This window comes from Streptomyces boetiae, assembly GCF_031845405.1.
GTDB lineage: Bacteria > Actinomycetota > Actinomycetes > Streptomycetales > Streptomycetaceae > Streptomyces > Streptomyces boetiae.
This window is the reverse complement of sequence record NZ_JAVREN010000009.1, coordinates 1-22,395: the sequence shown is the minus strand read 5'-3', so window position 1 is coordinate 22,395 and position 22,395 is coordinate 1. Positions and strand designations below refer to the sequence as shown.

The 22,395-nt window shown below is 74.6% G+C and carries 21 protein-coding genes and 1 tRNA gene; 8 read left to right on the top strand and 14 right to left on the bottom strand.

The window, feature by feature from the left end; translation table 11 throughout:
- Positions 1 to 122 precede the first annotated feature (122 nt).
- Both RM780_RS08545 and RM780_RS08540 read left to right on the top strand, forming a co-directional pair.
- Positions 123 to 1,934, top strand: a complete 1,812-nt coding sequence (locus tag RM780_RS08545; protein WP_311629955.1) for a serine/threonine-protein kinase — start codon at positions 123 to 125, stop codon at positions 1,932 to 1,934.
- 240 nt (positions 1,935 to 2,174) lie between these two features.
- Positions 2,175 to 2,951 carry an FHA domain-containing protein gene (locus tag RM780_RS08540; protein WP_311629953.1) on the top strand — a complete coding sequence of 259 codons (777 nt, stop codon included), beginning with the start codon at positions 2,175 to 2,177 and terminating at the stop codon, positions 2,949 to 2,951.
- 7 nt (positions 2,952 to 2,958) lie between these two features.
- On the opposite strand, the gene RM780_RS08535 is transcribed toward RM780_RS08540, so the two are convergent.
- The 6 genes from RM780_RS08535 to RM780_RS08510 all read right to left on the bottom strand — a co-directional run bounded on the left by RM780_RS08535 (position 2,959) and on the right by RM780_RS08510 (position 8,315).
- Complete coding sequence (locus tag RM780_RS08535) at positions 2,959 to 3,495, bottom strand: hypothetical protein (protein ID WP_311629952.1); 537 nt, start codon at positions 3,493 to 3,495, stop codon at positions 2,959 to 2,961.
- A gap of 107 nt (positions 3,496 to 3,602) precedes the next feature.
- Positions 3,603 to 4,679, bottom strand: coding sequence for a patatin-like phospholipase family protein (locus RM780_RS08530; RefSeq protein ID WP_311629951.1), 1,077 nt, complete (start codon positions 4,677 to 4,679; stop codon positions 3,603 to 3,605).
- A gap of 106 nt (positions 4,680 to 4,785) precedes the next feature.
- Positions 4,786 to 5,586, bottom strand: coding sequence for a class E sortase (locus RM780_RS08525; protein WP_311629950.1), 801 nt, complete (start codon positions 5,584 to 5,586; stop codon positions 4,786 to 4,788).
- Positions 5,570 to 7,486 carry a class E sortase gene (locus RM780_RS08520; RefSeq protein ID WP_311629949.1) on the bottom strand — a complete coding sequence of 639 codons (1,917 nt, stop codon included), beginning with the start codon at positions 7,484 to 7,486 and terminating at the stop codon, positions 5,570 to 5,572. Before RM780_RS08520 ends, RM780_RS08525 begins: the two co-directional genes overlap by 17 nt.
- A complete protein-coding gene (locus RM780_RS08515) occupies positions 7,483 to 8,139 on the bottom strand; it encodes an aminodeoxychorismate/anthranilate synthase component II (protein ID WP_311629948.1) in 657 nt (218 codons plus the stop codon). The genes RM780_RS08520 and RM780_RS08515 overlap by 4 nt, the downstream gene beginning before the upstream one ends.
- Positions 8,136 to 8,315: a hypothetical protein gene (locus RM780_RS08510; protein ID WP_311629947.1), complete on the bottom strand. Its 180-nt coding sequence runs from the start codon at positions 8,313 to 8,315 to the stop codon at positions 8,136 to 8,138. Before RM780_RS08510 ends, RM780_RS08515 begins: the two co-directional genes overlap by 4 nt.
- A 193-nt stretch (positions 8,316 to 8,508) precedes the next feature.
- On the opposite strand from RM780_RS08510, the gene crgA reads away from it, so the two are divergent.
- Positions 8,509 to 8,769, top strand: coding sequence for a cell division protein CrgA (gene crgA / locus RM780_RS08505; protein WP_311629946.1), 261 nt, complete (start codon positions 8,509 to 8,511; stop codon positions 8,767 to 8,769).
- A gap of 287 nt (positions 8,770 to 9,056) precedes the next feature.
- Here the strand turns inward: crgA and RM780_RS08500 are convergent, their stop codons facing one another.
- Together RM780_RS08500 and RM780_RS08495 are read right to left on the bottom strand one after the other, a co-directional pair.
- Positions 9,057 to 9,947 (bottom strand): rhomboid family intramembrane serine protease, encoded by an 891-nt coding sequence (locus RM780_RS08500; RefSeq protein ID WP_311629945.1) that lies wholly within the window; start codon positions 9,945 to 9,947, stop codon positions 9,057 to 9,059.
- 118 nt (positions 9,948 to 10,065) lie between these two features.
- Positions 10,066 to 10,599 (bottom strand): peptidylprolyl isomerase, encoded by a 534-nt coding sequence (locus RM780_RS08495; protein ID WP_311629944.1) that lies wholly within the window; start codon positions 10,597 to 10,599, stop codon positions 10,066 to 10,068.
- 223 nt (positions 10,600 to 10,822) lie between these two features.
- On the opposite strand from RM780_RS08495, the gene RM780_RS08490 reads away from it, so the two are divergent.
- Complete coding sequence (locus RM780_RS08490; protein WP_311629943.1) at positions 10,823 to 11,302, top strand: DUF5324 family protein; 480 nt, start codon at positions 10,823 to 10,825, stop codon at positions 11,300 to 11,302.
- 264 nt (positions 11,303 to 11,566) lie between these two features.
- Here the strand turns inward: RM780_RS08490 and pknB are convergent, their stop codons facing one another.
- The 6 genes from pknB to RM780_RS08460 form a co-directional block, all read right to left on the bottom strand.
- On the bottom strand, positions 11,567 to 13,612 hold the full coding sequence (gene pknB / locus RM780_RS08485) for a Stk1 family PASTA domain-containing Ser/Thr kinase (RefSeq protein ID WP_311629942.1): 2,046 nt from the start codon (positions 13,610 to 13,612) through the stop codon (positions 11,567 to 11,569).
- A 271-nt stretch (positions 13,613 to 13,883) separates the two neighbouring features.
- Positions 13,884 to 15,350, bottom strand: a complete 1,467-nt coding sequence (locus RM780_RS08480; protein WP_311629941.1) for a peptidoglycan D,D-transpeptidase FtsI family protein — start codon at positions 15,348 to 15,350, stop codon at positions 13,884 to 13,886.
- Positions 15,347 to 16,741 carry an FtsW/RodA/SpoVE family cell cycle protein gene (locus RM780_RS08475; protein WP_311629940.1) on the bottom strand — a complete coding sequence of 465 codons (1,395 nt, stop codon included), beginning with the start codon at positions 16,739 to 16,741 and terminating at the stop codon, positions 15,347 to 15,349. The genes RM780_RS08480 and RM780_RS08475 overlap by 4 nt, the downstream gene beginning before the upstream one ends.
- A 7-nt stretch (positions 16,742 to 16,748) precedes the next feature.
- On the bottom strand, positions 16,749 to 18,227 hold the full coding sequence (locus tag RM780_RS08470) for a protein phosphatase 2C domain-containing protein (protein WP_311629939.1): 1,479 nt from the start codon (positions 18,225 to 18,227) through the stop codon (positions 16,749 to 16,751).
- A 39-nt stretch (positions 18,228 to 18,266) separates the two neighbouring features.
- Complete coding sequence (locus RM780_RS08465) at positions 18,267 to 18,761, bottom strand: FHA domain-containing protein FhaB/FipA (RefSeq protein ID WP_311629938.1); 495 nt, start codon at positions 18,759 to 18,761, stop codon at positions 18,267 to 18,269.
- A 10-nt stretch (positions 18,762 to 18,771) separates the two neighbouring features.
- Positions 18,772 to 19,599, bottom strand: coding sequence for a DUF3662 and FHA domain-containing protein (locus tag RM780_RS08460; protein ID WP_311629937.1), 828 nt, complete (start codon positions 19,597 to 19,599; stop codon positions 18,772 to 18,774).
- Between the two features lie 315 nt (positions 19,600 to 19,914).
- Between RM780_RS08460 and RM780_RS08455 the strand changes: the two genes are divergently transcribed.
- The 4 genes from RM780_RS08455 to RM780_RS08440 form a co-directional block, all read left to right on the top strand.
- A tRNA-Leu gene (locus tag RM780_RS08455) sits at positions 19,915 to 20,001 on the top strand.
- Positions 20,002 to 20,085: 84 nt separating this feature from the next.
- Positions 20,086 to 20,820 carry a vWA domain-containing protein gene (locus tag RM780_RS08450; RefSeq protein WP_311629936.1) on the top strand — a complete coding sequence of 245 codons (735 nt, stop codon included), beginning with the start codon at positions 20,086 to 20,088 and terminating at the stop codon, positions 20,818 to 20,820.
- A 148-nt stretch (positions 20,821 to 20,968) separates the two neighbouring features.
- Entirely contained in the window at positions 20,969 to 22,192 is a 1,224-nt protein-coding gene (locus tag RM780_RS08445) for a glycosyltransferase (protein ID WP_311629935.1), read from the top strand.
- On the top strand, positions 22,189 to 22,395 hold a 207-nt coding region (locus RM780_RS08440; protein ID WP_311629934.1), incomplete at its 3' end, for a hypothetical protein. The genes RM780_RS08445 and RM780_RS08440, both read left to right, overlap by 4 nt.

Sequence of the window (22,395 nt, the reverse complement as noted above, 5' to 3'; positions counted from 1 at the left end):
GTTGTACACGGTTGGAGCCGTTGTGATGGTTCCGTGAACCTCTCGCCCCGGCCCCCGTAGCCGCTGGTAGGACGGGGGCGCCGGCCGCTTCCGCGCCGTCGCCGGCGGAGAGGGAGGCCGGGTTGACCCGGGACGAGGGCGAACTGCTGGGCGGGCGGTACCGGTTGCTGCGGGCGTTACCCGGGGGCGCCATGGGCGAGGTCTGGCTGGCCCAGGACGAACGCCTCGCCCGCCGCGTGGTCGTCAAGCGCACCGACGCCCCCGACGAGGGCCGCATCCTCGCCCGGATGCACCACCCGCACGTCGTCGCGCTCCACGAGGTGCTGGCCGAACCCGGGCCGGAGGCCGAGGAGTTCTGGCTGATCATGGAGCACCTGCCGCTCACCTCCCTGGCCGCCGTGCTGGCCGGCACCTCCGAGGGGCGGCTGCCCGAGGAGGAGGGCGCCCCGGCCTGGCGGCGGGCCGCCGAGATCGGCCTCCAGCTCGCCCGCGCCCTCCAGGCCGTGCACGCCCGGGGCATCGTCCACGGGGACCTCAAGCCCGGCAACGTCCTCGTCGGCGAGGACTGGTTCGTCAAGCTGGGCGACTTCGGGATCTCCGGCGCGGGCGGCGACCCCGAGGAGACCCTGGAGGACGGCGACCGCACGCCCTGCACCCCCGCCTACGCCGCGCCCGAGGTGCAGCGCGGCGCCCGGCCTTCCCGCGCCGCCGACGTCTTCTCCCTGGGCGCCACGCTCTTCGCCCTCACCGAGGGCCGCTCGGTCTACGGCCCGCTGACCGCCCCGCCGCACGAGCTGGTCGCCCGCGCCCGTGTCGGCCGGGTGGCGGCCCCCGGGCGGGCCGGGCCGCTGGCGCCGGTCCTGGCCCGGCTGCTGGACCCCGAGGACCCCGCCGCGCGGCCCGACGCGGCCCAGGCCAGGCGGCTGCTGGAGGGCGTCCTGCGCAGCCGCCGGCGCCGGTGGGCCCCCGTGGCCGCCGCGGCGGCCGGGGCGGCGGCCCTCGCCGTGACGGGCGGCCTGCTGTGGCTGCCCGGGGTCGGCGGAGGGAGGGCGGCCGGCGCGGGGGAGGAGACGGAGGCGCCGGGGGGCGCCGCGGGGCGGGAGGCCGACCCCTGCGCGCTGGCCGCGACGGCCGAGCTGCGGGCGTTCGGCGACACCCTGCTGGACACCGACTACGGCAACTTCGACCGCTGCGACGTCATCCTCACCACCCCCCGGGGCGAGGAGGTGGACGTGATGGTCGACCTCAACTCCGCGCCCGCGCCCGAACCCGCCTCCCCCACCGAACGGTTGGGCGGGGTGCGGCTGGTGAGCGAGCCCCCGGGCGACGAGGAGTGCACCCGGCTGCTGCTCCTGCCCGACACCACCTGGATCACCGTCCGGGCCGCCCACTGGGACGGCGGCTCCCCCGGCCTGTGCGCCGTCGCCGACCGGGCCGCCGAGCACGCGGCCGGGGTGGTGGACGAGGCGGGCGGGGTCCCGGCCCGGCGCGCCGCCTTCCCCGAGGGCTCGCTGGCCGCCGAGAACGCCTGTGCCCTGCTGCCCGTCTCCGTGCTGGCCGAGGTGGTGCCGGGCACGGGCGCGGACGACACGGACGTCGGCTTCGGGGACTGGAGCTGCGAGTGGTACAGCACCGTCACGGAGACGGAGGTGGAGCTGGTCTTCGACCGGGCCGACCCGATCACGGCGGAGGACGGCGTCCCGGCCCGGTTCTCCGGCTTCGACGCGGCCGTCGGGGCGGGCGCCGACGGGCCGGGGACCTGCGTGGCGCTGCTGGAGTACCGCTCCTACCCGTCCGAGGACGGCGGGACCGGGCACGAGAAGCTGGCGCTGACCGTCTCCGGGCCCGGCGAGGGGGAGGCAGAGACGGAGGAACGCTGCGCCGCCGCACGGGAGTTGATGGCCGTGGCGGCGGCCGGGCTGCCGCGGGCATGAGACCCGGCCCGGCCCGCGGGAGGCCGCCCCGGCGTGCGCCCCGGGGGCGGAGCGCCGCGTCGAACCCCGGGGGCGCACGCCCCGGCGCCCCGGGGACCCCTCCCGGGCCGCGCGGCGAGGATGGCGGCACGCCTCCTCGCCACACCCTCCCCCGCCCGCGCGGGAGGACCCCTCGGCGCCCCGCGCGCCGCCCCCGGCGGGGAGTTCGCGACCACGCCGCAGAAAGGCCGGTGACCCACCGTGGACCCGCTCCCCCGCGACCATCCGAGCCTGGCCCTGGGCGCCCCGCCCGGGCCTCCGGGAACGCTCTGTGCCCGCGCCCTGGGCGGCGGCCTCACGCTGCGCCCCGGCGAGGGCCGCGAGGTGCTCTTCGGGCGCAACCGCGACCACGTGCACGTCTGCGTCGGCGGCGACGACTGGCGCGTCAGCCGCCTCCAGGGCGTGGTCACCCACCGGGAACGCCAGTGGTGGCTGCGCAACACCGGGCGCCTGCCGCTGCGGCTGCCGGGCTCGCTGCTGCTGTTCACCCAGGAGGAGCCGGTGCCGCTTGCCGAGGGCTACACGCCGCTGTTCGTGCGCGGCTCGGCCGGGCGCGAGCACCTGCTGGAGCTGTACGTGACCGGGCCCGAGGGCCGCCGCGCCGTCCCGCACCCGGGCGACCCTACGCAGCCGCCGCGCACCTGGCCGCTGGCCGACGACGAGCGGCTGGCGCTGATCGTCCTCGGCCAGCGCTACCTGCTGCACGAGGCCAGCCCCCAGCCGCTGACGTGGAAGGAGGCCGCCGCGCAACTGGAGGCGCTGCGGCCGGGCGAGGGCTGGTCGGCCAAGAAGCTGGCCCACAAGGTGGCCCGGGTGCGCGAGCGGCTCTCCCGGGGCGGCGTGGCCGGGCTGACCGAGGCGGAGGTGCCGCAGCCGGTGGGCAACGCGCTCAACGACAACCTGCTGCGCGAGCTGCTGCTGACCACCACCCTGGTCCCCCCGGATCTCGCGGTGCTCGACGGCGGCACGCAGGACTGAGCCCGCGTCAGCTCGAGAAGCTCAGCACCGCCGCGCCCTCCTCCACCGCCGTGACGACCATCAGCACGCCGTTGTGGCCCACGACCACGCCCGTGGTCGCGCTGCTCGTGCCGCTCCTGCCGGGGCCGTTCCACTCCAGGGAGACCGTGCCGCCGGTCACGCCCGTCACGGTGGCCACCTCGTCGAGCGCGTCGAAGGGGATCTCGGTGCCGGGCTCCACCCGGACCTCGCAGGTGCCGTCGCGGCAGGCGTCCGTGTCCGAGCCGTCCGCCGCCGGAGGCAGGGCCGGAGTCGGCTCGGGGGCCGGGTCCGGGGCCGGCTGCGTGGTCGGCCCCGGGGCCGGTTCGGCGGCCGGCTCGGAGGGGGACTCGGCGTCGGTGGCGGCCGGCTCGGAGGGGGACTCGGCGTCGGCGGCGGACGGCCCGGTGGACGGCCGGTCATCCGCGCGCCCGGGGTCATCCTCGTCGGAGCCGCAGCCGGTGGCGGCGGCTCCCGCCAGCAGGACGGCGGCGACGGCCGCGAGGACGGCGGTGGGGGCCTTCATCACTGGTCTCCCGTGGGGACGGTGGACGAACGGGCGGGTGCCCGCCCGCCGTTGTAGTCCCCCTTGCCCGGGAGGGGTCCCGGGCGCACCCGCGCCCGGCGGCTCCCTCAGGCGGGGGCGCGGCCCGCGTCCCGGCCGGAACGCCCGCGGCCGGCCGGACCGTGCTCCTTGGCGACGATGGTCAGCTGGGGAACGGCCCGCAGGAGGCCGTTGCGGATCAGCGCCGGGTCGTGGCCCTCGATCGCGCAGTACATCACCTCGTAGGCGCCCCGGGCCCCGGCCATGATGCGCCCGGGGTCCAGCTCGTGCCGCTTGACCATCGGCATCCAGGACAGCGGCGCCAGGTCCAGCACGTACGGCGCCTCGCCGGGCTCGGTCATCCGCCGCTGGAGCGTGCGCCGCTCGCCGCGGTACCGGGCGGCGGCCTCGGCGTAGCCGTCGCCCAGGCCGGGGCGGATGCGGTTGAGGTGGCGCACGCCGTACCGCTGGGAGAGGCCAAGACGCTCGGCCGGGGGCTGGATCGGGCGGGTGGACAGGGAGAGCACGTGGGTGCAGCCGTCGTCCAGCGCCAGGCGGTAGGGATGCTGGGTCAGCACGCCGCCGTCCACCGCGCGCCGGCCCCGGAACTCGGCGGTGCCGCGCAGCGCGACGGGCAGCCAGGCACTGGCGATCAGCGCGGAGCGCAGGTCCTCGCGGGAGGTGAAGTCCGTGGCCGCCTCGGTGCGCAGCTCGTCGACCAGGGTCACGGCCACGTGCAGGGCCGTGGGGGAGGTGATGACGGCGTCGTAGTCCAGCGGCTTGCCGTTGTCGATGACCTCGAAGGCGTAGTCCAGGTCGAGGATCTGGCCGCGGAAGAGCCGCCGGAGGTCGACGAACCGGCGGGTGGCCAGGTCGTCGTAGTAGATGGACAGCGGGTACCAGGTGTCGCCGTTGAGGAAGTAGGCGCTGTTGATCGCGCCGGAGGAGGCCGCGTACACGCCGTCGAACGCCGTGATCAGCTCCGTGTCCTCCAGCGCGCAGAGCATGGCGGCGGAGATGACGCCGCGGATGCCGCCGCCCTCGACGGCCAGGCCGATCTTCAGGTCGTCGGCGGGCGCGTCCGGCCGGTGGCCCTTGGCGCGGCGGTTCCTGAGCGCTTCGAGCACCGGGTGGTCCGGGGCCCAGGGCGGTCCGCTGGTGGTCATGAGTGTGGTCCCTGACGGTGTGCGTGGTCCTTGGGCTGAACGGTGGGGGCTGAACGGTGGGGGCTGAACGATGGGGCTGAACGATGGGGGCCGGGCCCGCCCGGATTCACCCGCCGGCGGCGAGCAGCTCCTCGGGCGGGGTGCGCTGGTCGTCCACCGGCTCGGTGCGCACCAGCTCGCCCCAGACGATGTACCGGTCCCGGGAGGTGTAGATGGGCGTGCAGGTGGTGAGGGTGATGTACTGCCCGGCCTCGGTGCGGCCGGAGTCGCCGGGGATCGCCTCGATGACCGAGGTGTTGTAGCGGGAGGTCTCCGGGAGGACCGCGAACGCCTCGTAGACGTACCAGGTGTTCTCGGTCTCGAAGACGATCGGGTCGCCCTGCTCGATGCGGTGGATGTTGTGGAACCGCGCGCCGTGGCCGTCGCGGTGGGCGGCGAGGGTGAAGTTCCCCTCCTCGTCCCAGGGCATCGCGGACTCGACGGGGGTCTCGTAGTACCCCGCGACGCCGCCGTTGAGGACGTCGAGGCCGGTGCCCTCCTTGACCAGGATGTCGTGGTCGGACATCGAGGGGACGTGGAGGAAGCCGATGCCGTCGGCGGGGTCGAACTCCGGGGGCGGGGTGGCGTCGTCGCCGTCGTCGTCGGAGCGGGCCCAGCTCTCCCGGACGGTGGTGCTGTCGCGCTCGGCCTCGCGGTTGGCCACGACGTTCGTCCACCACAGGGAGTAGGCGACGAAGAGGCCGAGCAGCACGCCGCCGGTGATCAGCAGCTCGCCGATCACGCCCAGGACGGCGGCGACACGGCGGCGGGCGCGTCCGGCGGGCTTCGGCGCGCGGTGGCTGCGCCGGGGCGCGGCCTCGGGGCCGGCGGTCACCTCAGGGATGTCTTCCTCAGTTGACGAGGGCATCCGGCCTCCCTTCGCTCCGCGGACGCTCTTCCATCATCTGCCCCCAGACGATCAGGCGGTAGGTCGACGTGAATTCCGGCGTGCAGGTGGTGAGTGTGAGGTACCGGCCGGGCTCGGTGAACCCGCTCTGCTCGGGCACCGGGTCGAGCACCGAGGTGTTGGACGGCGGGGTCTGGTCCAGGCGGCTGGTCATCTCGTAGGTGTAGAAGGTGTCCTGGGTCTCGATGACGATCGGGTCGCCGGGCTGGAGCCGGTTGATGTACCGGAAGGGCTCGCCGTGGGTGTTGCGGTGCCCGGCCAGGCCGACGTTGCCCTCCTCGTCCCAGGGCATCGCGGTGGGCAGGCGGTCGGACTCGGTGTAGTGGCCGACCATGCCGTTGTCCAGCACGCTTCCGGGGTCCACGGTCTCGGCGATGGGGACGACGACGTCCAGGGTGGGCAGGTAGAGGACGGCGAAGCCCTGGCCCGGCTGGAAGGTTCCCGGGTCGCGGGCGGGGTCGTCGGCGCCCTCCTCGTCCTGCCAGCTTTCCTGGAGGCGGTCCACCTCGCCGTTGGCGTGGGCGCGGGCCTCCACGTTGGTCCACCAGAGCTGGTAGACGACGAAGAGGAGCAGCAGGGCGCCGGTGGTGATGAACAGCTCGCCGATGACGTTGCTGATGGCGGTGCCGGTCTGCTTGGCCGCCTTGGCGGCGGCCTTCGCCGCGCGGCGGCGGGCGGCGCGGCCGCCGGTCTCCTGGGGCTCGTCGGCGGCTGCCTCGCGGGCGGCGCGGCGGCGGGCCAGCGCGGCGGGGTCGACGGTGGCCAGCGGGGTCGTCGGCTCGTCGCGGTCCTCCCCGGCGGGGGCCCTGGGGGCGCCGTTCGCCCGCCGCCGTCCGGTCCCGGCGGCCGGCCGCAGCCGCGCCCCCTGCCCGGCGGCGGCCCGCCGCCGCGCGGCCCGCCCGCCCGCGCCGGGGGGCGCGGCCGCGGTGGCGGCCGCGGCGGCGCGGCGGCCGCCCGGGCCGGGGGGGGGCCAGGCGCGGGTGGGGGCGGCGGCGGGGGCCGCGCGGCGGCGGCCCGGCCCGGCCCCGGGCGCGCCCGGGTCGGGCGGCGCGCCCCCGCCCGCCCGGCGACGCCCCCCGCCGGGGGCCTCGTTGCCCGCGCGGCGGCGGCCCGTGCCGGTGGTGGGCATGGCGAGGGTGGGGTCGGCGGCGGTCTCCGCCGCGCGGCGGCGGCCCATGCGGGCTGGAGCGCCCGTGTCGCCGGCGGCCGGGTTCGCGGAGTATCCCACTGCCGCGGTGCCCTCCGAAGCCCGGCGGCGGCCCGGGCCCGCGGCGTTGCCCACGGCGGGTACGGCGACGGTCGCATCGGCGTTGCCGCTCGCGCGGCGGCGGCCCGTGCCGGGGGCGGCGATGTCGTTGCCCGCGTCGCGGCGAACCCCGGGCGCGGGCCCCCCGGCGTAGCCGCTCGTGCGGCGGCGGCCTGCGCCGGGCGCGGCGATGTCGTTGCCGTGCGCTCCGGGCGGCACACCCGCGCCCGCGGGTTCTGCGGCGTAGCCGCTCGCACCGAGGGCCGGCACCGCGACCGTGGGGTCGGCGTGGCCGGGAACGCCCGGGGCCGGGGGGTAGCCGCCCGCGTCGCGGTGGCCCGCGCCGAGGGCCGGCATCGCGACCGTGGGGTCCGCATAGCCGCCGGCGCCCGGGGCCGGGGCGTAGCCGTCCGGGCCCGTGACGGGGATGGCGACCGTGGGCTCCGCGTACCCCGCCGTGGCGGGCGGGTAGCCCCCGCCGGGGTGGGGGGCCGTGTAGGGGGACCAGTCGTTCTCGGGGGGGAGGGGGTCGGTCAGGGGGTCTGGTATGGGGACATATGCGCCCGGGTCGTGATACGGCTCGTCCCACGAGCCGTCCGGGCGCCGGGTGGTCACGCCGCGGGCTCCAGGCGGCCGGTGCGGCCCACCACGGGGGCCAGGCCGTGGGAACGGCCGACCGCGCCCGCGTCGCCGCAGACCGCCAGCCAGTTGGCCAGCATCCGGTGGCCGCCCCGGGTGAGCACCGACTCGGGGTGGAACTGCACGCCCTCCACCGGCAGCTCGCGGTGGCGCAGGGCCATCACCACCTCCCCGGCGCGGGCCGTCACCTCCAGCTCCCGCGGCAGCGTCGTCTCCTCGGCGGCCAGCGAGTGGTACCGCGTGACGGTCAGCGGCGAGGGGAGCCCGTCGAAGACGCCGGCGCCGGTGTGCTCGATGTCCGAGGTCTTGCCGTGCAGCAGCTCGGGCGCGCGGCCGACCGTCCCGCCGAAGGCGACGGCCATGGCCTGCATGCCGAGGCAGACGCCGAAGACCGGCGTGCGGGTCTCCGCGCACTGCTGGACCACCTCGATGCTGAGGCCCGCGCCCTGGGGGGTGCCGGGGCCGGGGGAGATCAGCACCCCGTCGAACTCGCGGTCGTCCACCCGGCCCACGTCCACCGCGTCGTTGCGCTCGACCTCGCACTCGGCGCCGAGCTGGTAGAGGTACTGGACCAGGTTGTAGACAAAGCTGTCGTAGTTGTCGACGACCAGGATGCGGGGACGCGTCATGAGCCGGCTCCTTCTCCGTTGTCGTCGACCGTCACGTTGTTGAACGGCAGCAGGGGCTCGGCCCAGGGGAAGACGTACTCGAAGAGCAGGTAGACCGCGCCGACGACCAGCGCCAGTGAGATCAGCGCCCGCACCGGCCAGTTCCCCGGAAGGTGCCGCCAGATCCACCCGTACATGGCTTCGGTCTACCCCCTTGTGTGATGCCGTGTGTCCCAAGCGTACGACGCGGGTGTGACGGGCCCCAGGGGACGCGTGTGATTCCGCCCCTGGTCTCCTTTCCCGGCGGCTGACGGACTACGCTAACCGACGAGTCCCCTAGGCAACGCGCTGTGCGGCGCGATCAGGCAGCGCACCGACAGGAGAATCTCCGTGCCGAAGTCCCGCATCAGGAAGAAGAAGGACGACACCTACACGCCGCCCTCCCGGCAGGCCACCAAGATCGACATGAGTGGCGGCCGGCGCTGGGTGGCGCCGGTGATGCTGGCGCTGTTCGCCATCGGGCTGGCCTGGATCGTCCTGTACTACATCACGCAGACCGAGATGCCCGTGGAGTCCCTCGGCGCGTGGAACATTCTGGTCGGCTTCGGCTTCATCGGCGCGGGGTTCGTCGTCTCCACCCAGTGGAAGTAGCGCGCGCGGCCCGTCCCGCGCGCCCCGGACGAGTTATCCACAGCTCGCCGGAACATCACAAGATCTGTGGATAACCGGCCGGAGACCGGGGCACCCGCACCGGCGTTCCCCGCCCCCGCACCCCTGTTCGCCTGCGGAAAGGCGCTCGCGGCGGTCCCGCGCGGGCCGTTCACCCCGCGCACGGGCCCCCGCACGGGCTGTGGATGGCCGGCCCGTCCTGTGGATAACTGTGCGGTCCCCCGCATGGCGCCCGCCGTCCCCCGGGGGCTTCCGCGGCCCGGGAGCGCTCAGCCCAGCAGCTCGGCGGTCCGCACCGCGCAGGCGATGACGATGGCCAGCGCCACGGCCGCGCAGGTCCCGGCCTGCACCGCCACCCGCCCCCGGCGCGGGGCGTTCACCATGGCCAGGGCGATCACGCCGCCCGCCACGAGGCCGCCTATGTGGGCCTGCCAGGCGATGTCCGGCCACACGAAGGTGATCACCAGGTTGACCGCGAGGAGCACCAGGATCGGCCGCATGTCCTGCCGGCTGCGGCGCATCAGCACGGCGGTCGCCCCGAAGAGGCCGAAGATCGCCCCCGAGGCGCCGAGCGAGAGGACGTTGGGCTCGGCCAGCACGTAGGACAGCGCGCTGCCGGCCAGCGCCGAGAGCAGGTAGAGCGCCAGGAAACGCACCCGGCCGAGCGCCGCCTCCAGGGGCGGGCCGAGGAACCACAGCCCCAGCATGTTGAACGCCAGGTGCCACGGCTGCTGGTGCAGGAAGGCCGAGGTGAGCATCCGGTACCACTCGCCCTCGGCCACGCCGACGATTGCGTAGGTCCGGGTGTCGAGGGAGCGGCCGAGCATCCCCAGGTCGGTGACCAGGCGGTCGCCGACCACGAGCACGGCCAGGAAGACCGCGAGGTTCAGACCCAGCAGGATGCCGGTCACCATCCGGGGGTCGGCCGCGACCACGCCGCCGGCCAGGGTACGCGGCCGGGCCGCGCGCGCCGGGGGGCCGCCGCCCGGGCCCCCGCCCGCCACGCAGGAGGGGCACTGATAACCCACGGGTGCCGCGATCATGCAGGCGGGGCAGATGGGCCGCTCGCAGCGCGTGCAGCGGATGCCCGTCTCGCGGTCCGGGTGCCGGTAGCAGCGGGCCAGCCCCTGCGGGGGCGGCTGTCCGTGCGGCTGCGCCATGCGTTCCTTCGCGTCCCTTCGCGTCCTCCCGGGCTTTCTCCGGCCCTTGGTCCTACGGTCCTACGGACAGCGGGCCGGAATGGTTCCCCGGCGGGAGCCGCCGGGGAACCGGGCGGGGTCAGCCCTCGCGCTTCTCGATGGTGACCGACTCGATCACCACGTCCTCCACCGGCCGGTCGGTGCGGCCGTCGGTCGCGGTGGTGGCGATGGCGTCCACCACCTGCTGCCCGGCGGGCGAGGCCACCTCGCCGAAGATGGTGTGCTTACCCGTCAGCCAGGTGGTCGGGGCCACCGTGATGAAGAACTGCGAGCCGTTCGTCCCCGGGCCCGCGTTGGCCATCGCCAGCAGGTAGGGGCGGGTGAAGGCGAGGTCCGGGTGGATCTCGTCCTCGAACTTGTACCCCGGACCGCCGGTGCCGTTCCCCAGGGGGTCGCCGCCCTGGATCATGAAGCCGCTGATGACCCGGTGGAAGACCGTGCCGTCGTACAGCTTGGCGGCGGAACGCTCGCCCGTCTCCGGGTGGGTCCACTCGCGGGAGCCCTCCGCGAGCTCGACGAAGTTCTTGACCGTCTTGGGCGCGTGGTTCGGGAAGAGCCGGACCTCGATGTCCCCGCGGTTGGTCTTCAGGGTGGCGTAGAGCTGCTCGGCCACGATCTACCTTCCGTCTGCGTCTGTGACGGTCCCCGATCCTGCCACGACCGGAGGAGCGGCCGTGCCCCCGGTTGGCCGTTTCGCGCGCCCCCGGACGCGGGACTCGGCGAGACGAAGGGGCGCGACAGCAGGATGATGACACCAATACAGGCCCCAAAGTCCCATAAAAGGGACGAGTCATAGGTATCAGCAAGGTATCCAACAACGTACGAAGGAGCGGTCCGTGAGCCACAACGGGAAGTCGGGGGTGCGGCACGCGACGGACGTCATGGTGCCGTACGCCGTGTCGGCCAAGGAGAACGCCGAGCGCTACGCGCACCAGGCGCAGTCCTACCTCGCGCCCCGCGCCCGCCGGGCGGCGGTGCGGGCGCGCGAGGGATACGTCAGCCAGGTCGCGCCGCGCGTGGAGCGCGCGCGGGCGGCGGCCGGGCCCGCCGGACAGGAGGCGGCCGTCCGCTCGCAGGCGGCGCTGGCCGCGCTGCGCGGCGACGTCACCCCCGGGGATATCCGCACGGCGGTCAAGCGCCGGAGGCGCCGGGAGCGGGGCGGGCGGAAGGCCAAGCGCCTGATGCTCTTCGGGATCGTCGCGGGCGGGGCGTTCGCCGCCTGGCGGTGGTGGAACGCCCAGAGCGGGCCGGAGTGGCTGATGGAGCCCGCCCCGGCCGGCGCCACCGAGGCGGCGGAGGAGGGCGTCCTGGACTGACAGCCGCCGGGCCCTCGACCGGGCCCGGCGGGGAGTCTTCCGCACCGGGGCGGGCCGCACGGCGGCTCGCCCCGCGCGCTGCCGCGGCGACTCGGCGGGCCGGGGCCGGGAGAGCGCCGCCCGCGACGATCCCGCTCGCGGCCCAGCGAAGCCGCCCCCGCGGACCGTTGGGCCGCGGGGGCGGGGGTGTGCGACATGCCCGCGGGGAGAGCGCCGCCCGGCCACCGGCGACGGGGCGCCGCCGGTGGCCGGGCCCCTCAGGCCCTAGCCGAAGATGCCGCCGAAGCCTCCGCCGTCGTCGTTCCCTCCGTTGCCGCCGCCGTTGTCCCCGCCGCCGTTGTTGCCACCCCCGGCGTCGGCGCCGCCGTCGCCGCCGCCGATGATGCCGCCCAGCTCCTGGGTGCTGACGGTGACGGGCGTGTCGGTGGTCACCTGGGAGCCGCCGGCCGGGTTGACACCGCTGACGATGGCCGTCGGGGTGTCGGGGCCGCTGACCGTGACGGTCAGGCCCAGGCCCTCCAGGCGCTGCCGGGCGCTGGAGAGCGGCTGGCCGATCAGGTCGTTGGGGATGGTGACCTGCTGCGGCTCGGGCGAGACCGCCACCGTCAGCTCGATCACGCTGTTGGGCTCGACGCGCTCCCCGGCGCCCGGGGACTGCCGGATGACCTCGTTCGCGGGGCGGGAGGCATCCGTCTGATTCACCACGGTGACCGCGAACCCGGCGCCCTCCAGCTCGGCGCGCGCCTGCTCCAGCTGGTCGCCGACCACGTCGGGCACCTCCTCGCCCTCGGGCTCCTCGGCGACCGTCAGGGTCACCGTCTCGCCCCGGGCCAGCGAGGTGCCGCCCTCGGGGTCCTGGTCCAGCACGGTGCCGGGGTCCTCCTCCGAGGTGGCCTCGGTCTCCCGGTCGACCTCGAAGCCCGCCTCCTCCAGCTCCCGCTCGGCGTCCTCGTAGTCGTCGCCGACGACGTCCGGGACCTCCGTCTCCTCGGGCCCGGTGGAGAGGAAGAGCGTGACCGTGGCGCCGCGCTCCACGTCGCTGCCCGGCTCCGGGTCGGTGGTGCAGACGGTGCCCTCCTCCTCCTCGCAGGAGCGCGGGTCGCCCACGGCGGGGTTGAAGCCCGCGTTGCGCAGCGTCCGGGTGGCCTCTTCCTCGGTCTGGCCGACGATGTCCTCGGGCACGGTCAGCGGATCGCTCGGCGGGTCGCTGGCGAACAGGGCGCGGCCGATGAAGATCGCGCCGATGAGCACCAGCACGCCGGCGATCACCAGCAGCACGGTGGAGGTGTTGCGGTTGCGCCGGCCGCGGTCGGGTCCGTAGTCGTCGTACCCGTCGTCGTAGCCGTTGCGGTCGGGGTCGGTGACCGGCGGGAGCATCGCGGTCGCCGGGTCGGCGGCGCGCAGGGCCGTGGTCGGCCGGTCGTCGTAGGCGTAGGCCGCGGCGCCCAGCCCGGCCGCGGCGGAGACCGGGCGGCCGTCGAGGGCGGCCTCGATGTCGGCCCGCATCTCGTCGGCGCTCTGGTACCGGTAGTCCGGGTCCTTGACCAGGGCCTTCAGCACGATGGCGTCGGTGTCCGGGCTGATCTCCGGGTCGTAGACGCTCGGCGGCTGCGGCTCCTCGCGGACGTGCTGGTACGCCACGGCGACCGGCGAGTCGCCCACGAAGGGCGGGCGCACGGTCAGCAGCTCGTACAGCAGGCAGCCGGTGGAGTACAGGTCGGAGCGGGAGTCCACCGCCTCGCCCTTGGCCTGCTCCGGGGAGAGGTACTGGGCGGTGCCGATCACGGCGGCCGTCTGCGTCATGGTCATGCCGGAGTCGCCCATGGCGCGGGCGATGCCGAAGTCCATCACCTTGACCTGGCCGGTCCGGGTCAGCATGACGTTGGCCGGCTTGATGTCGCGGTGGACGATGCCGTTGCGGTGCGAGTACTCCAGGGCCTGGAGGATGCCGATGCACATCTCCATCGCCCGCTCGGGCAGCAGCTTGCGGCCGGAGTGCAGCAGCTCGCGGAGGGTGGAGCCGTCGACGTACTCCATCACGATGTAGGGGATGGAGATGCCGTCGACGTAGTCCTCGCCGGTGTCGTAGACGGCGACGATGGCCGGGTGGTTCAGGGACGCCGCGGACTGGGCCTCGCGGCGGAAGCGGGCCTGGAACGTGGGGTCGCGGGCCAGGTCGGCGCGGAGGGTCTTGACGGCCACGGTGCGCCCGAGCCGGGTGTCGTGGGCGAGATAGACCTCGGCCATGCCGCCGCGGCCGAGCACCTGGCCGAGTTCGTACCGCCCGCCGAGGCGACGCGGCTCTTCCATGTTTCCAGCCCTCTCCGTTCGGTCCCGGACCCTGGCCCCCGTGACCACGGTGGGCGGACGGGGCCGGGCCCTGGCTTACCGTACCCGCCGCGGGCGGGCCGCCGGGCGGCGGTGGTCGGACGATATCCAACCGGTATCCCCTGCCGGGGAGCGGCGCGATGCCGCTTCGGAAAGGGACGCAGGGGCGGGCCGGGCCGGTTGCCGGGGGCGCGGCACGGGACGTGGCTGTGGCGGGTTCCACAGCGCTCGGCCCGGTGCGCCCGCGCCGGCGTCAGTCGGTGCTCTCGCTGTCGAGCACGGCCTGCATGACGTCGTGCGCGATGGGTGCCGCCAGGTTGCTGCCGGAGATCTCGTCGCGCTCCACCCCGGCGTCCTCGATGACCACGGCCACGGCCACGGGCGAGCCCTCGTCGGTCAGGGCGTAGGAGATGAACCACGCGAAGGGGTTCTCCGAGTTCTCCTCGCCGCGCTGGGCGGTGCCGGTCTTGCCGCCGACCCGGACGCCGTCGATCTGGGCCGCCTGCGGCGGGCCCTCCTCCACGACCGTCTCCATCGCGTCCTGGAGGAGCTGGGCGTTCTCCGGGGAGAGCGGGCGGCCCAGCTCCTCGGGCTCGTGCTGCTCGATGACGTTGAGGTTCGGCGCGACGAGCTGGTCCACCATGTACGGGCGCATCAGGCGGCCGTCGTTCGCCACCGCGGCGGCGACCATCGCCATCTGGAGGGGGGTGGCCCGGTTGGAGGCCTGGCCGATGCCGGCCTGGGCGTTCTGCGGGCGGTTGTCCTCGGGGTAGACGCTGGCCTCGACGCGGACGGGGGTGAAGTGCTCCTCGTTGAAGCCGAAGGACTCCGCCACGTCGATCATCGTCTCGTTGCCCAGGTCGTTGCTGATGCCGGCGAAGACGCTGTTGCACGAGTACCGCAGGGCGTCGCGGAGGGTGGCGTCCTCGCAGACGTTGGGGACCTGGTTGGTCAGCTCGCGGCCGGCGGTGTCCGGGAGGATGTAGGGGTCGTCGTAGTCGGTCCGCTCGTCCACGTCGTCCACCAGGTCGTTCTCCAGGGCCGCGGCCGCGGTGACCACCTTGAACGTCGAGCCGGGGGGGTACGTCTCGCGCAGCGCCCGGTTGATCATCGGGCGGTCGGGGTCCTCCAGCAGAGCCGCGCGGGCCTCCGCGTCGTCCTGGCTGTTGCCCGCGAAGGAGTTGGGGTCGTAGGAGGGGGTGGAGACCAGGGCCAGGATCGCGCCGGTGCGCGGGTCGATCGCGGCCACCGCGCCCTGGGCGTCGCCCAGGCCCTCGAAGGCGGCGCGCTGGGCCGCGGAGTTGAGGGTGGTGACGACGTTCCCGCCGCGCTGGTCCTCGCCGGTGAACATGTCGATGGTGTTGTTGAAGAACAGGCGGTCGTCGTCGCCGCTGAGGATGTCGTTCTCCACGCCCTCCAGCATGCTGGTTCCGAACGCCTGCGAGGAGAAGCCGGTGACGGGGGCCCACAGCTCCCCGTCGGTGAACGTCCGGCGGTAGCGGAAGTCCGAACCCTCGGTCTCCTCGGAGCCGGTGATGGCCTCGCCCTCGACGATGATGTCGCCGCGCGGGTGCGCGAACCGCTCGATGGCCACCCGGCGGTTGTTCGTGTCGGCCTGGAGTTCGTCGGCCTGCACGAACTGGACCCAGTTGACGCGGATCAGCAGGGCGAGGATGAGCAGGCCGCAGAACACGGCCACCCTGCGCATGGGCTTGTTCACGCTCGGACCACCTGAGTCATCTCTGCGTCGGGGGAGGGCGCCGGGGCCGGCGCGGGCCTGCGCGCAGTGTCGCTGATCCGCAGTAGGAGCGCGATAAGCGCCCAGTTGGCGATGACGGAGGAGCCGCCCTGGGCGAGGAACGGCATGGTCATGCCGGTCAGCGGGATCAGGCCGGTGACGCCGCCGGCCACCACGAAGACCTGGATCGCGAAGATGCCGGTCAGGCCGACCGCCAGCAGCTTGCCGAAGGGGTCCCGCGCGGCCAGCGCCGTCCGCATCCCGCGCTCGATCAGCAGGGCGTACAGCAGCAGAACGGCCATGATCCCGGCCAGGCCCAGCTCCTCGCCGACGGTGGCGAGAATGTAGTCGCTCTTGGCGCCGATGCCGCCGATCAGCCGGGAGAAGCCCTGGCCGAGCCCGGAGCCGAACAGGCCGCCCGAGCCGAAGGCGTACATCACCTGCGCGGACTCGGTGACGTTGCCGTCCTGGGTGGCCAGCGGGTCGAGCCAGTTGTCCACGCGGGTGCCGACGTGGGCGTTGGTGGAGGCGACGAACACCGCGCCGGAGGCGGACAGCAGCAGGCCGAAGACGATCCAGCTGGTCCGCTCGGTGGCCACGTAGAGCATCACCACGAAGACGCCGAAGAACAGCAGCGAGGTGCCCAGGTCGGTCTCGAAGATCAGGATGAGCAGGCTGACCGCCCAGATCACCAGGATCGGGCCCAGGTCCCGGCCGCGCGGCAGGTACAGGCCCATCACGCGGCGGCTGGCCAGCGCGAGGGCGTCGCGCTTGACCATCAGGTACCCGGCGAAGAAGACCGCGATGATCAGCTTGGCGAACTCGGCCGGCTGGACCGAGCCCAGGCCCGGCAGCCGCACCCAGATCCGCGCGCCGTTGATCTCGGTGCCCACGAAGATCGGCAGGGCCAGCAGGATCAGCGCGACCACCATGGAGATATAGGTGTAGCGCTGGAGGATGCGGTGGTCCTTCAGGAAGATCAGCACGGCCAGGCACAGCACCACGCCGCCGGCCGAGAAGATCAGCTGGTCGTCGGCCAGCGCCCCGCCGAGGCGGTCCGTGGTGATGGTGGGCTCCTGGTCAAGGCGCCAGATGAGCACCAGGCCCAGGCCGTTGAGCAGGGTGGCGATGGGCAGCAGCAGCGGGTCGGCGTAGGGCGCCCACCGGCGCACCACCAGGTGCGTGACCCCGGCCAGCGCGCCCAGGCCCAGGCCGTAGCCGAGCATCCCGGCGGGCAGCTCCTCCTCGCGCGCCAGGCCGACGTTGGCGTAGGCCAGCACCGGGATGAGGACGGCGAAGACGAGCATCGCCAGCTCGGTGTTCCGGCGGCTGGGCGGGCCGACGGTCGAGACGGTCGTGTTGGGGCTGCTCATCGGCGGGTCATCCCTGGGGGCAACGGGCGGCGAGTTCGCGCTGGCGTTCCGTCATCGTCGGCGCCTCGGCGGCCTCGTCTCCGGCTCCGGGGTTCTCGCCGCCCTTGTCGTCCTCGCCTTCGGGGGCGTTCGGCTGGTTCGGCTGGTTGGGCTCGCCCTGCTCGGGCTGCTCGGGCTGCCCGCCCCGCGCGTCCTCGGCCTCCTGGGCCTCGCGCAGCCGGCACGCCTCGGCCTGCTCGGCCAGCTCGGCCACGCGGCGCTCGGCCTCGCCCAGGCTCCCGGCGGCGATGGAGTCGCGCACCTCGTTGCGCTGGTGCTCGGGGAGGAGGTTCAGCAGGATGTCGGGGTGGTCGGCCTCCAGGCTGCTGAGGCCGACGGGGCCGAGGTCCTGGCTGATGCCCCGGTAGAGCGCGACGTGGTCGCCGTTGGCGGCGACGAAGTACTGGGTCTGGGTCCAGCGGTACCCCGCGTAGAGGCCGCCGCCGAGGACGGCCAGCGAGAGCGCGATCAGCAGGGTGCGGCGCAGGGCGCGGCGGCGCCGGGGGACCTCGGGCGGCAGGTAGTCGTCCTCGTCGAACGTCCGGAAGACGCCGGTGGTGGGCCCGGAGGCGGCCGGGTCGCCGGGCGGGCGGCCCAGCTCGGCGGCGCGCGAGGCGGGCGTTGCCTGGGCGGGGCTGCCGGAGCGCTGGATCTGGTTCTCCGCGACGGCGCCGACGATCTGCGGATTGTCGGACTGGAGGGCCAGGGCGCCGCTCTCCTGCGAGTCCACGTCGAGGACGTCCGCGACGATGCAGGTGATGTTGTCCGGGCCGCCGCCGCGCAGGGCCAGCTCGATGAGCTGGGCGACGGTCTCCTCGGGGGAGGCGAAGGCGCCCAGGGTCTCGCGCAGGGTGTCCTGGCTGACGACGCCGGAGAGCCCGTCGGAGCACAGCAGGTACCGGTCACCGGGGCGGACCTCGCGGATGGACCGGTCGGTCTCGATGTGGTCGGCGCTGCCCAGGGCCCGCATCAGCAGCGAGCGCTGCGGGTGGGTGGTGGCCTCCTCCTCGGTGATCCGGCCCTCGTCCACCAGCCGCTGGACCCAGGTGTGATCCTGGGTGATCTGCACCAGCTCGCCGCCGCGCAGCAGGTAGGCGCGGGAGTCCCCGACGTGGACCAGGCCGAGGCGCTGGCCGGTCCACAGCAGGGCGGTCAGGGTGGTGCCCATGCCGTCCAGGCGCGGGTCCTCGGAGACCATCAGGCGCAGCTTCTCGTTGGCCCGCTGCACGTACTGGTCGAGGGAGGTCAGGATGTCCGAGCCGGGAATGTCGTCGTCGAGCTGCACGAGGGTGGAGATCACCTCGGAGCTGGCGACCTCGCCGGCGGCCTGGCCGCCCATGCCGTCGGCGACGGCGAGCAGGCGCGGGCCGGCGTAGCCGGAGTCCTCGTTGTGGTCGCGCACATTGCCGGTGTGGGATCCGGCGGCGAATCTCAGTGTCAGGCTCATGCTCGCCTGTCCCACCCTCCGGTCGTCATGGTGTCGGGCCTACTTCCGCAACTCGATGACCGTCTTGCCGATGCGGATCGGCGTGCCGGGCGGGATGGGCACCGGGGCGGTCAGGCGGCCCCGGTCCAGGTAGGTGCCGTTGGTCGACCCGAGGTCCTCGACGATCCACTGGCCGTCCCGGTCGGGGTAGATCCGGGCGTGGCGGCCGGAGGCGTAGTCGTCGTCCAGCACGATGGTCGAGTCGTGCGCCCGGCCGAGCGTAATGGTCTGGCCCTGGAGTGCGACAGTGGTTCCGGCGAGCGAACCCTCGGTGATCACGAGCTTGGTGGGGCCGCCGCGGCGCTGGCGCCCGCGCGGCGGGGGCTGCTGCGGGCGGCGCTGCTGGGCGCCCGGCTCGGGGCGGCGGGCGGCGGCGCGCTGGGTGACCCGGGTGCCGAAGAGGTCGCTGCGGATCACCTGGACGGCCACGATGACGAACAGCCACAGCACGGCCAGGAACCCCAGTCTCATGACCGTCAGGGTCAGTTCTGACATTGCCCCCCGCTTACCCTTCGGCTTGCCGGTAGATGACGGTGGTGCTGCCCACGATGATCCGTGAGCCGTCGCGGAGCGTAGCGCGTTTGGTGTGCTGCCCGTCCACCACGATCCCGTTGGTGGAGCCGAGGTCCCTGACGGTGGCGGGCTCGGTCGCCTGGATCTCGCAGTGCCTGCGGGAGACCCCGGGGTCGTCGATCCGCACGTCGGCCTCGGTGCTGCGGCCGATGACCATGCTCGGCCGCGAGATCTGGTGCCGGGTGCCGTTGATCTCCACCCAGCGGCGGGTGCGGCCGTAGCCGGCGCCGGGGCGGCCGTACCCTCCGGCGGCCGGCTCGGGGCGGCGGGCGGGCGCGCCCGGCGGGGGGCCGGCGGGGCGCGCGGGGTACCCGGCGGGGGGCTGGGGGGCGCCCGGCGGCGGTCCGGCCGGGGGGGCGGCGGACGCGGACGTCGAGGCGGATGTCGAGGCGGAAAGAGTGCGGCTGCGCACGCGGTACAGGCCGGTGTCGAGGGACTCGGCCTTCTCCAGGTGGACCCGGATGTCGCCGAGGAAGGTGTAACGCTGCTGCTTGGCGTATTCGCGCACCATGCCGGCCAGCTCCTCGCCGAGCTGCTCGGCGTAGGGGGACAGGCGCTGGAAGTCGTTGCCGCTCAGCTCGACGATGAAGTCGTTGGGCACGACGGTGCGGTCGCGGTTCCAGATGGTGGCGTTGTTGTCGCACTCGCGCTGGAGAGCGCCGGCGATCTCCACCGGCTGGACCTCGGACTTGAAGACCTTGGCGAAGGTGCCGTTGACGAGGCCCTCCAGCCGCTGCTCGAAGCGCTTCAGTACTCCCATGTGCACCTCCTTCTCCGTGTTGCGGGTGCGTATCGCGGTGCGCGGCCGAAGTGGTACTGCTCACTGATCGTATCCACGTACGGGACGATCAGGTGGTTCCCCTCAGGGCGCCCTTCCTCCCCCGGATGGTAGGGGGGGCTTGGAACAGTGTCGCGCATGTGGGGAGGGAATGCGGAGGGACTGCGGGGACGGGGCGAGGGCCCCCGCCGGAAGGCGGATGAGGGCACCCTCCGGGCCGTGTTAGCCTTCTCGGTGTCGGCAGCACCCCGCCGGACCGGCCGGTCCAAGGTCGGGGGGCTCTCCGGCGACACCCATGCGCGGGTGGCGGAATAGGCAGACGCGCTGGATTCAGGTTCCAGTGCCCGAAAGGGCGTGGGGGTTCAACTCCCCCCTCGCGCACCAGACAAGACCCCTGTTGAGACAGGGGTCTTTCTTGTTGTCGGGCTGTGAAAGGGCTCACAGAGGGGGCCGGGAGGGCGGGGCGGGATGGGCGGCGCGATCAGCTTCGAGAAGGTGCGGGCCGTGGCGGGGGAGGCCGTGGCCGGGTCCTACGAGTCGGCGCGGGTGTCGCTGGAGAAGCGGGGGCTGGCCGGGGAGCGGGCGGCCGTGTACCTGGTGCTGGACCGGTCGGGCTCGATGCGGCCGTTCTACCGGGACGGGACCGTGCAGCGGCTCGCGGAGAGGGTGCTGGCGCTGTCGGCGCACCTGGACGACGACGGGGTGGTGCCGGTGGTCTTCTTCTCCACCGGTGTGGACGGGGTCGCCGAGCTGTCGCTGGAGCGGCACGAGGGGCGGATCGAGGAGCTGCACGCCTCGCTGGGGCACATGGGCCGCACCAACTACCACCTGGCGATGGAGGCGGTGCTGACGCACATCGCCGACTCCGCGCCGGAGGGGCCGGCGTTCGTGGTCTTCCAGACGGACGGCGGGCCGACCTCGCGGGCGGCGGCGGAGCGGGTGCTGTGCGAGGCGGCCGGGCTGCCGGTGTTCTGGCAGTTCATCGGGTTCGGGGACCCGGAGGACCGGCAGTTCTCCTTTCTGCGGCGGCTGGACGAGCTGCCGGTGCCGGAGCGGCGGGTGGTGGACAACGCGGGCTTCTTCGCGGCCGGGCTCGTGCCGGGGGAGATGAGCGACCGGGAGCTGTACGACCGGCTGACGGCCGAATTCCCGCAGTGGCTGGCGGCGGCCCGGGCGGCGGGCGTCCTGCGCGACGGTCGTTGATTCGATGAGCTGATCGTCGGGAAATCGCAAGATCGGGAGATCATAGGATTTCGCCGGTGCGGTGCGGTCTGCGGGTTTACGTGATTTCGGATTTGGTTTCTGTCATGGTTTTCAGCGCCTGCCCCTGAGGTGGCCTGGAGGCTGAGTCATGCCCTGTGACCTGCGGCGACGCGTCCCGGAATCCGTTGTGCACCTGGTTCAGCCGGTGGACGGCGGGGTGGCCAGGGTGGTCATCGATCTCGTGCGCGCCCAGACGCGCGCCGGAATGCGCGTGGTGATCGCGTGCCCGCCCGGCGGTGAGCTCCCCCGGGCCGCCGCGGCGGCCGGGGCCGAGGTGCGCGTCTGGCTCGCGGAGCGCGGCCCGGGGCCGAACCTGCCCTGGGAGGCCGCCTACGCCGGCCGCCTCCTGCGCCGGGCCGGCCCCGAGGTCGTTCATCTGCACAGCTCCAAAGCCGGGCTGGCCGGGCGGCTGGCCCTGCGCGGGCGGATGCCCACCGTGTTCCAGCCGCACGCCTGGTCGTTCGAGGCCCTCACCGGCCCCGCCGCCCGCCTCGCCGCCGCCTGGGAGCGCCGCGCCGCCCGCTGGGCGGGCCGCGTCCTGTGCGTCAGCGAAGCCGAGCGGGCCCGCGGCGAGGCCGCCGGCCTGTCCGCCCGCTGGTCCGTCATCCCCAACGGCGTGGACCTGGAGCGCTACCCCGAGGCCGACGGCGTCGCCCGCCGCGGCGCCCGCGCCGCCCTGGCCACCGTGCACGGCCTCCCCCAGCGCGCCCCCCTCGTCGTCTGCGTCGGCCGCCTCACCCGCCAGAAGGGCCAGGACGTGCTGCTGCGCGCCTGGCCCCGGGTGGCCGCCCGCGTCCCCGGCGCCCGCCTGGCGCTGGTCGGCGACGGTCCCGAACGCCCCGGGCTGGGCGCCGTCGCGGGCCCCGACGTGCTGCTGGCCGGGCACACCGAGGACGCCGGCCCCTGGTACGCCGCCGCCGACGCCGTCGTCCTCCCCTCCCGCTGGGAGGGGATGGCCCTGGCCCCGCTGGAGGCCATGGCCGTGGGCCGCCCCGTCGTCCTCACCGACGTCGGCGGCGCCCGCGAGACCCTGCCCGAGGGCCAGGCCCCGCACTGCCTGGTCCCGCCCGGCGACCCCGACGCGCTGGCCGACGCCCTCGCGGCCCTGCTGCTGGACCCCGCCCGCCGCGCCGCCCTGGGCCGCGCCGCCGCCGCCCATGCCCGCCGCTCCCACGACGTGCGGCGCACGGCCGCCGCCTGCCTCGGCCTGTACGCCGAGATGCTGGCCGGGCGCGGCGGGGAAGAGGCGGGTCCGCGGAGACCCGGGGGACCCGAACCCGTCCCGGACGCGAGGGAGTTCAGCCGGCCATGACCACCGAAGGCCGCACCGCCGCCCCGCCGGGGACGGCCCGCACCCTCCCCCGCGCCCGGCCCGCCGCCCGCCCCGCCCCCCGGCAGGCCCCGGCCCGCGCCCGCCGCGCTCCTCGCCGCCCGGGCCCCGCCGCCCGCCCCGCCTTCCGCCTGGCCGCCGCCGACGGCCCCGGCGGCCGCGTCCGGCCCGAGCGCGTCGGCGCG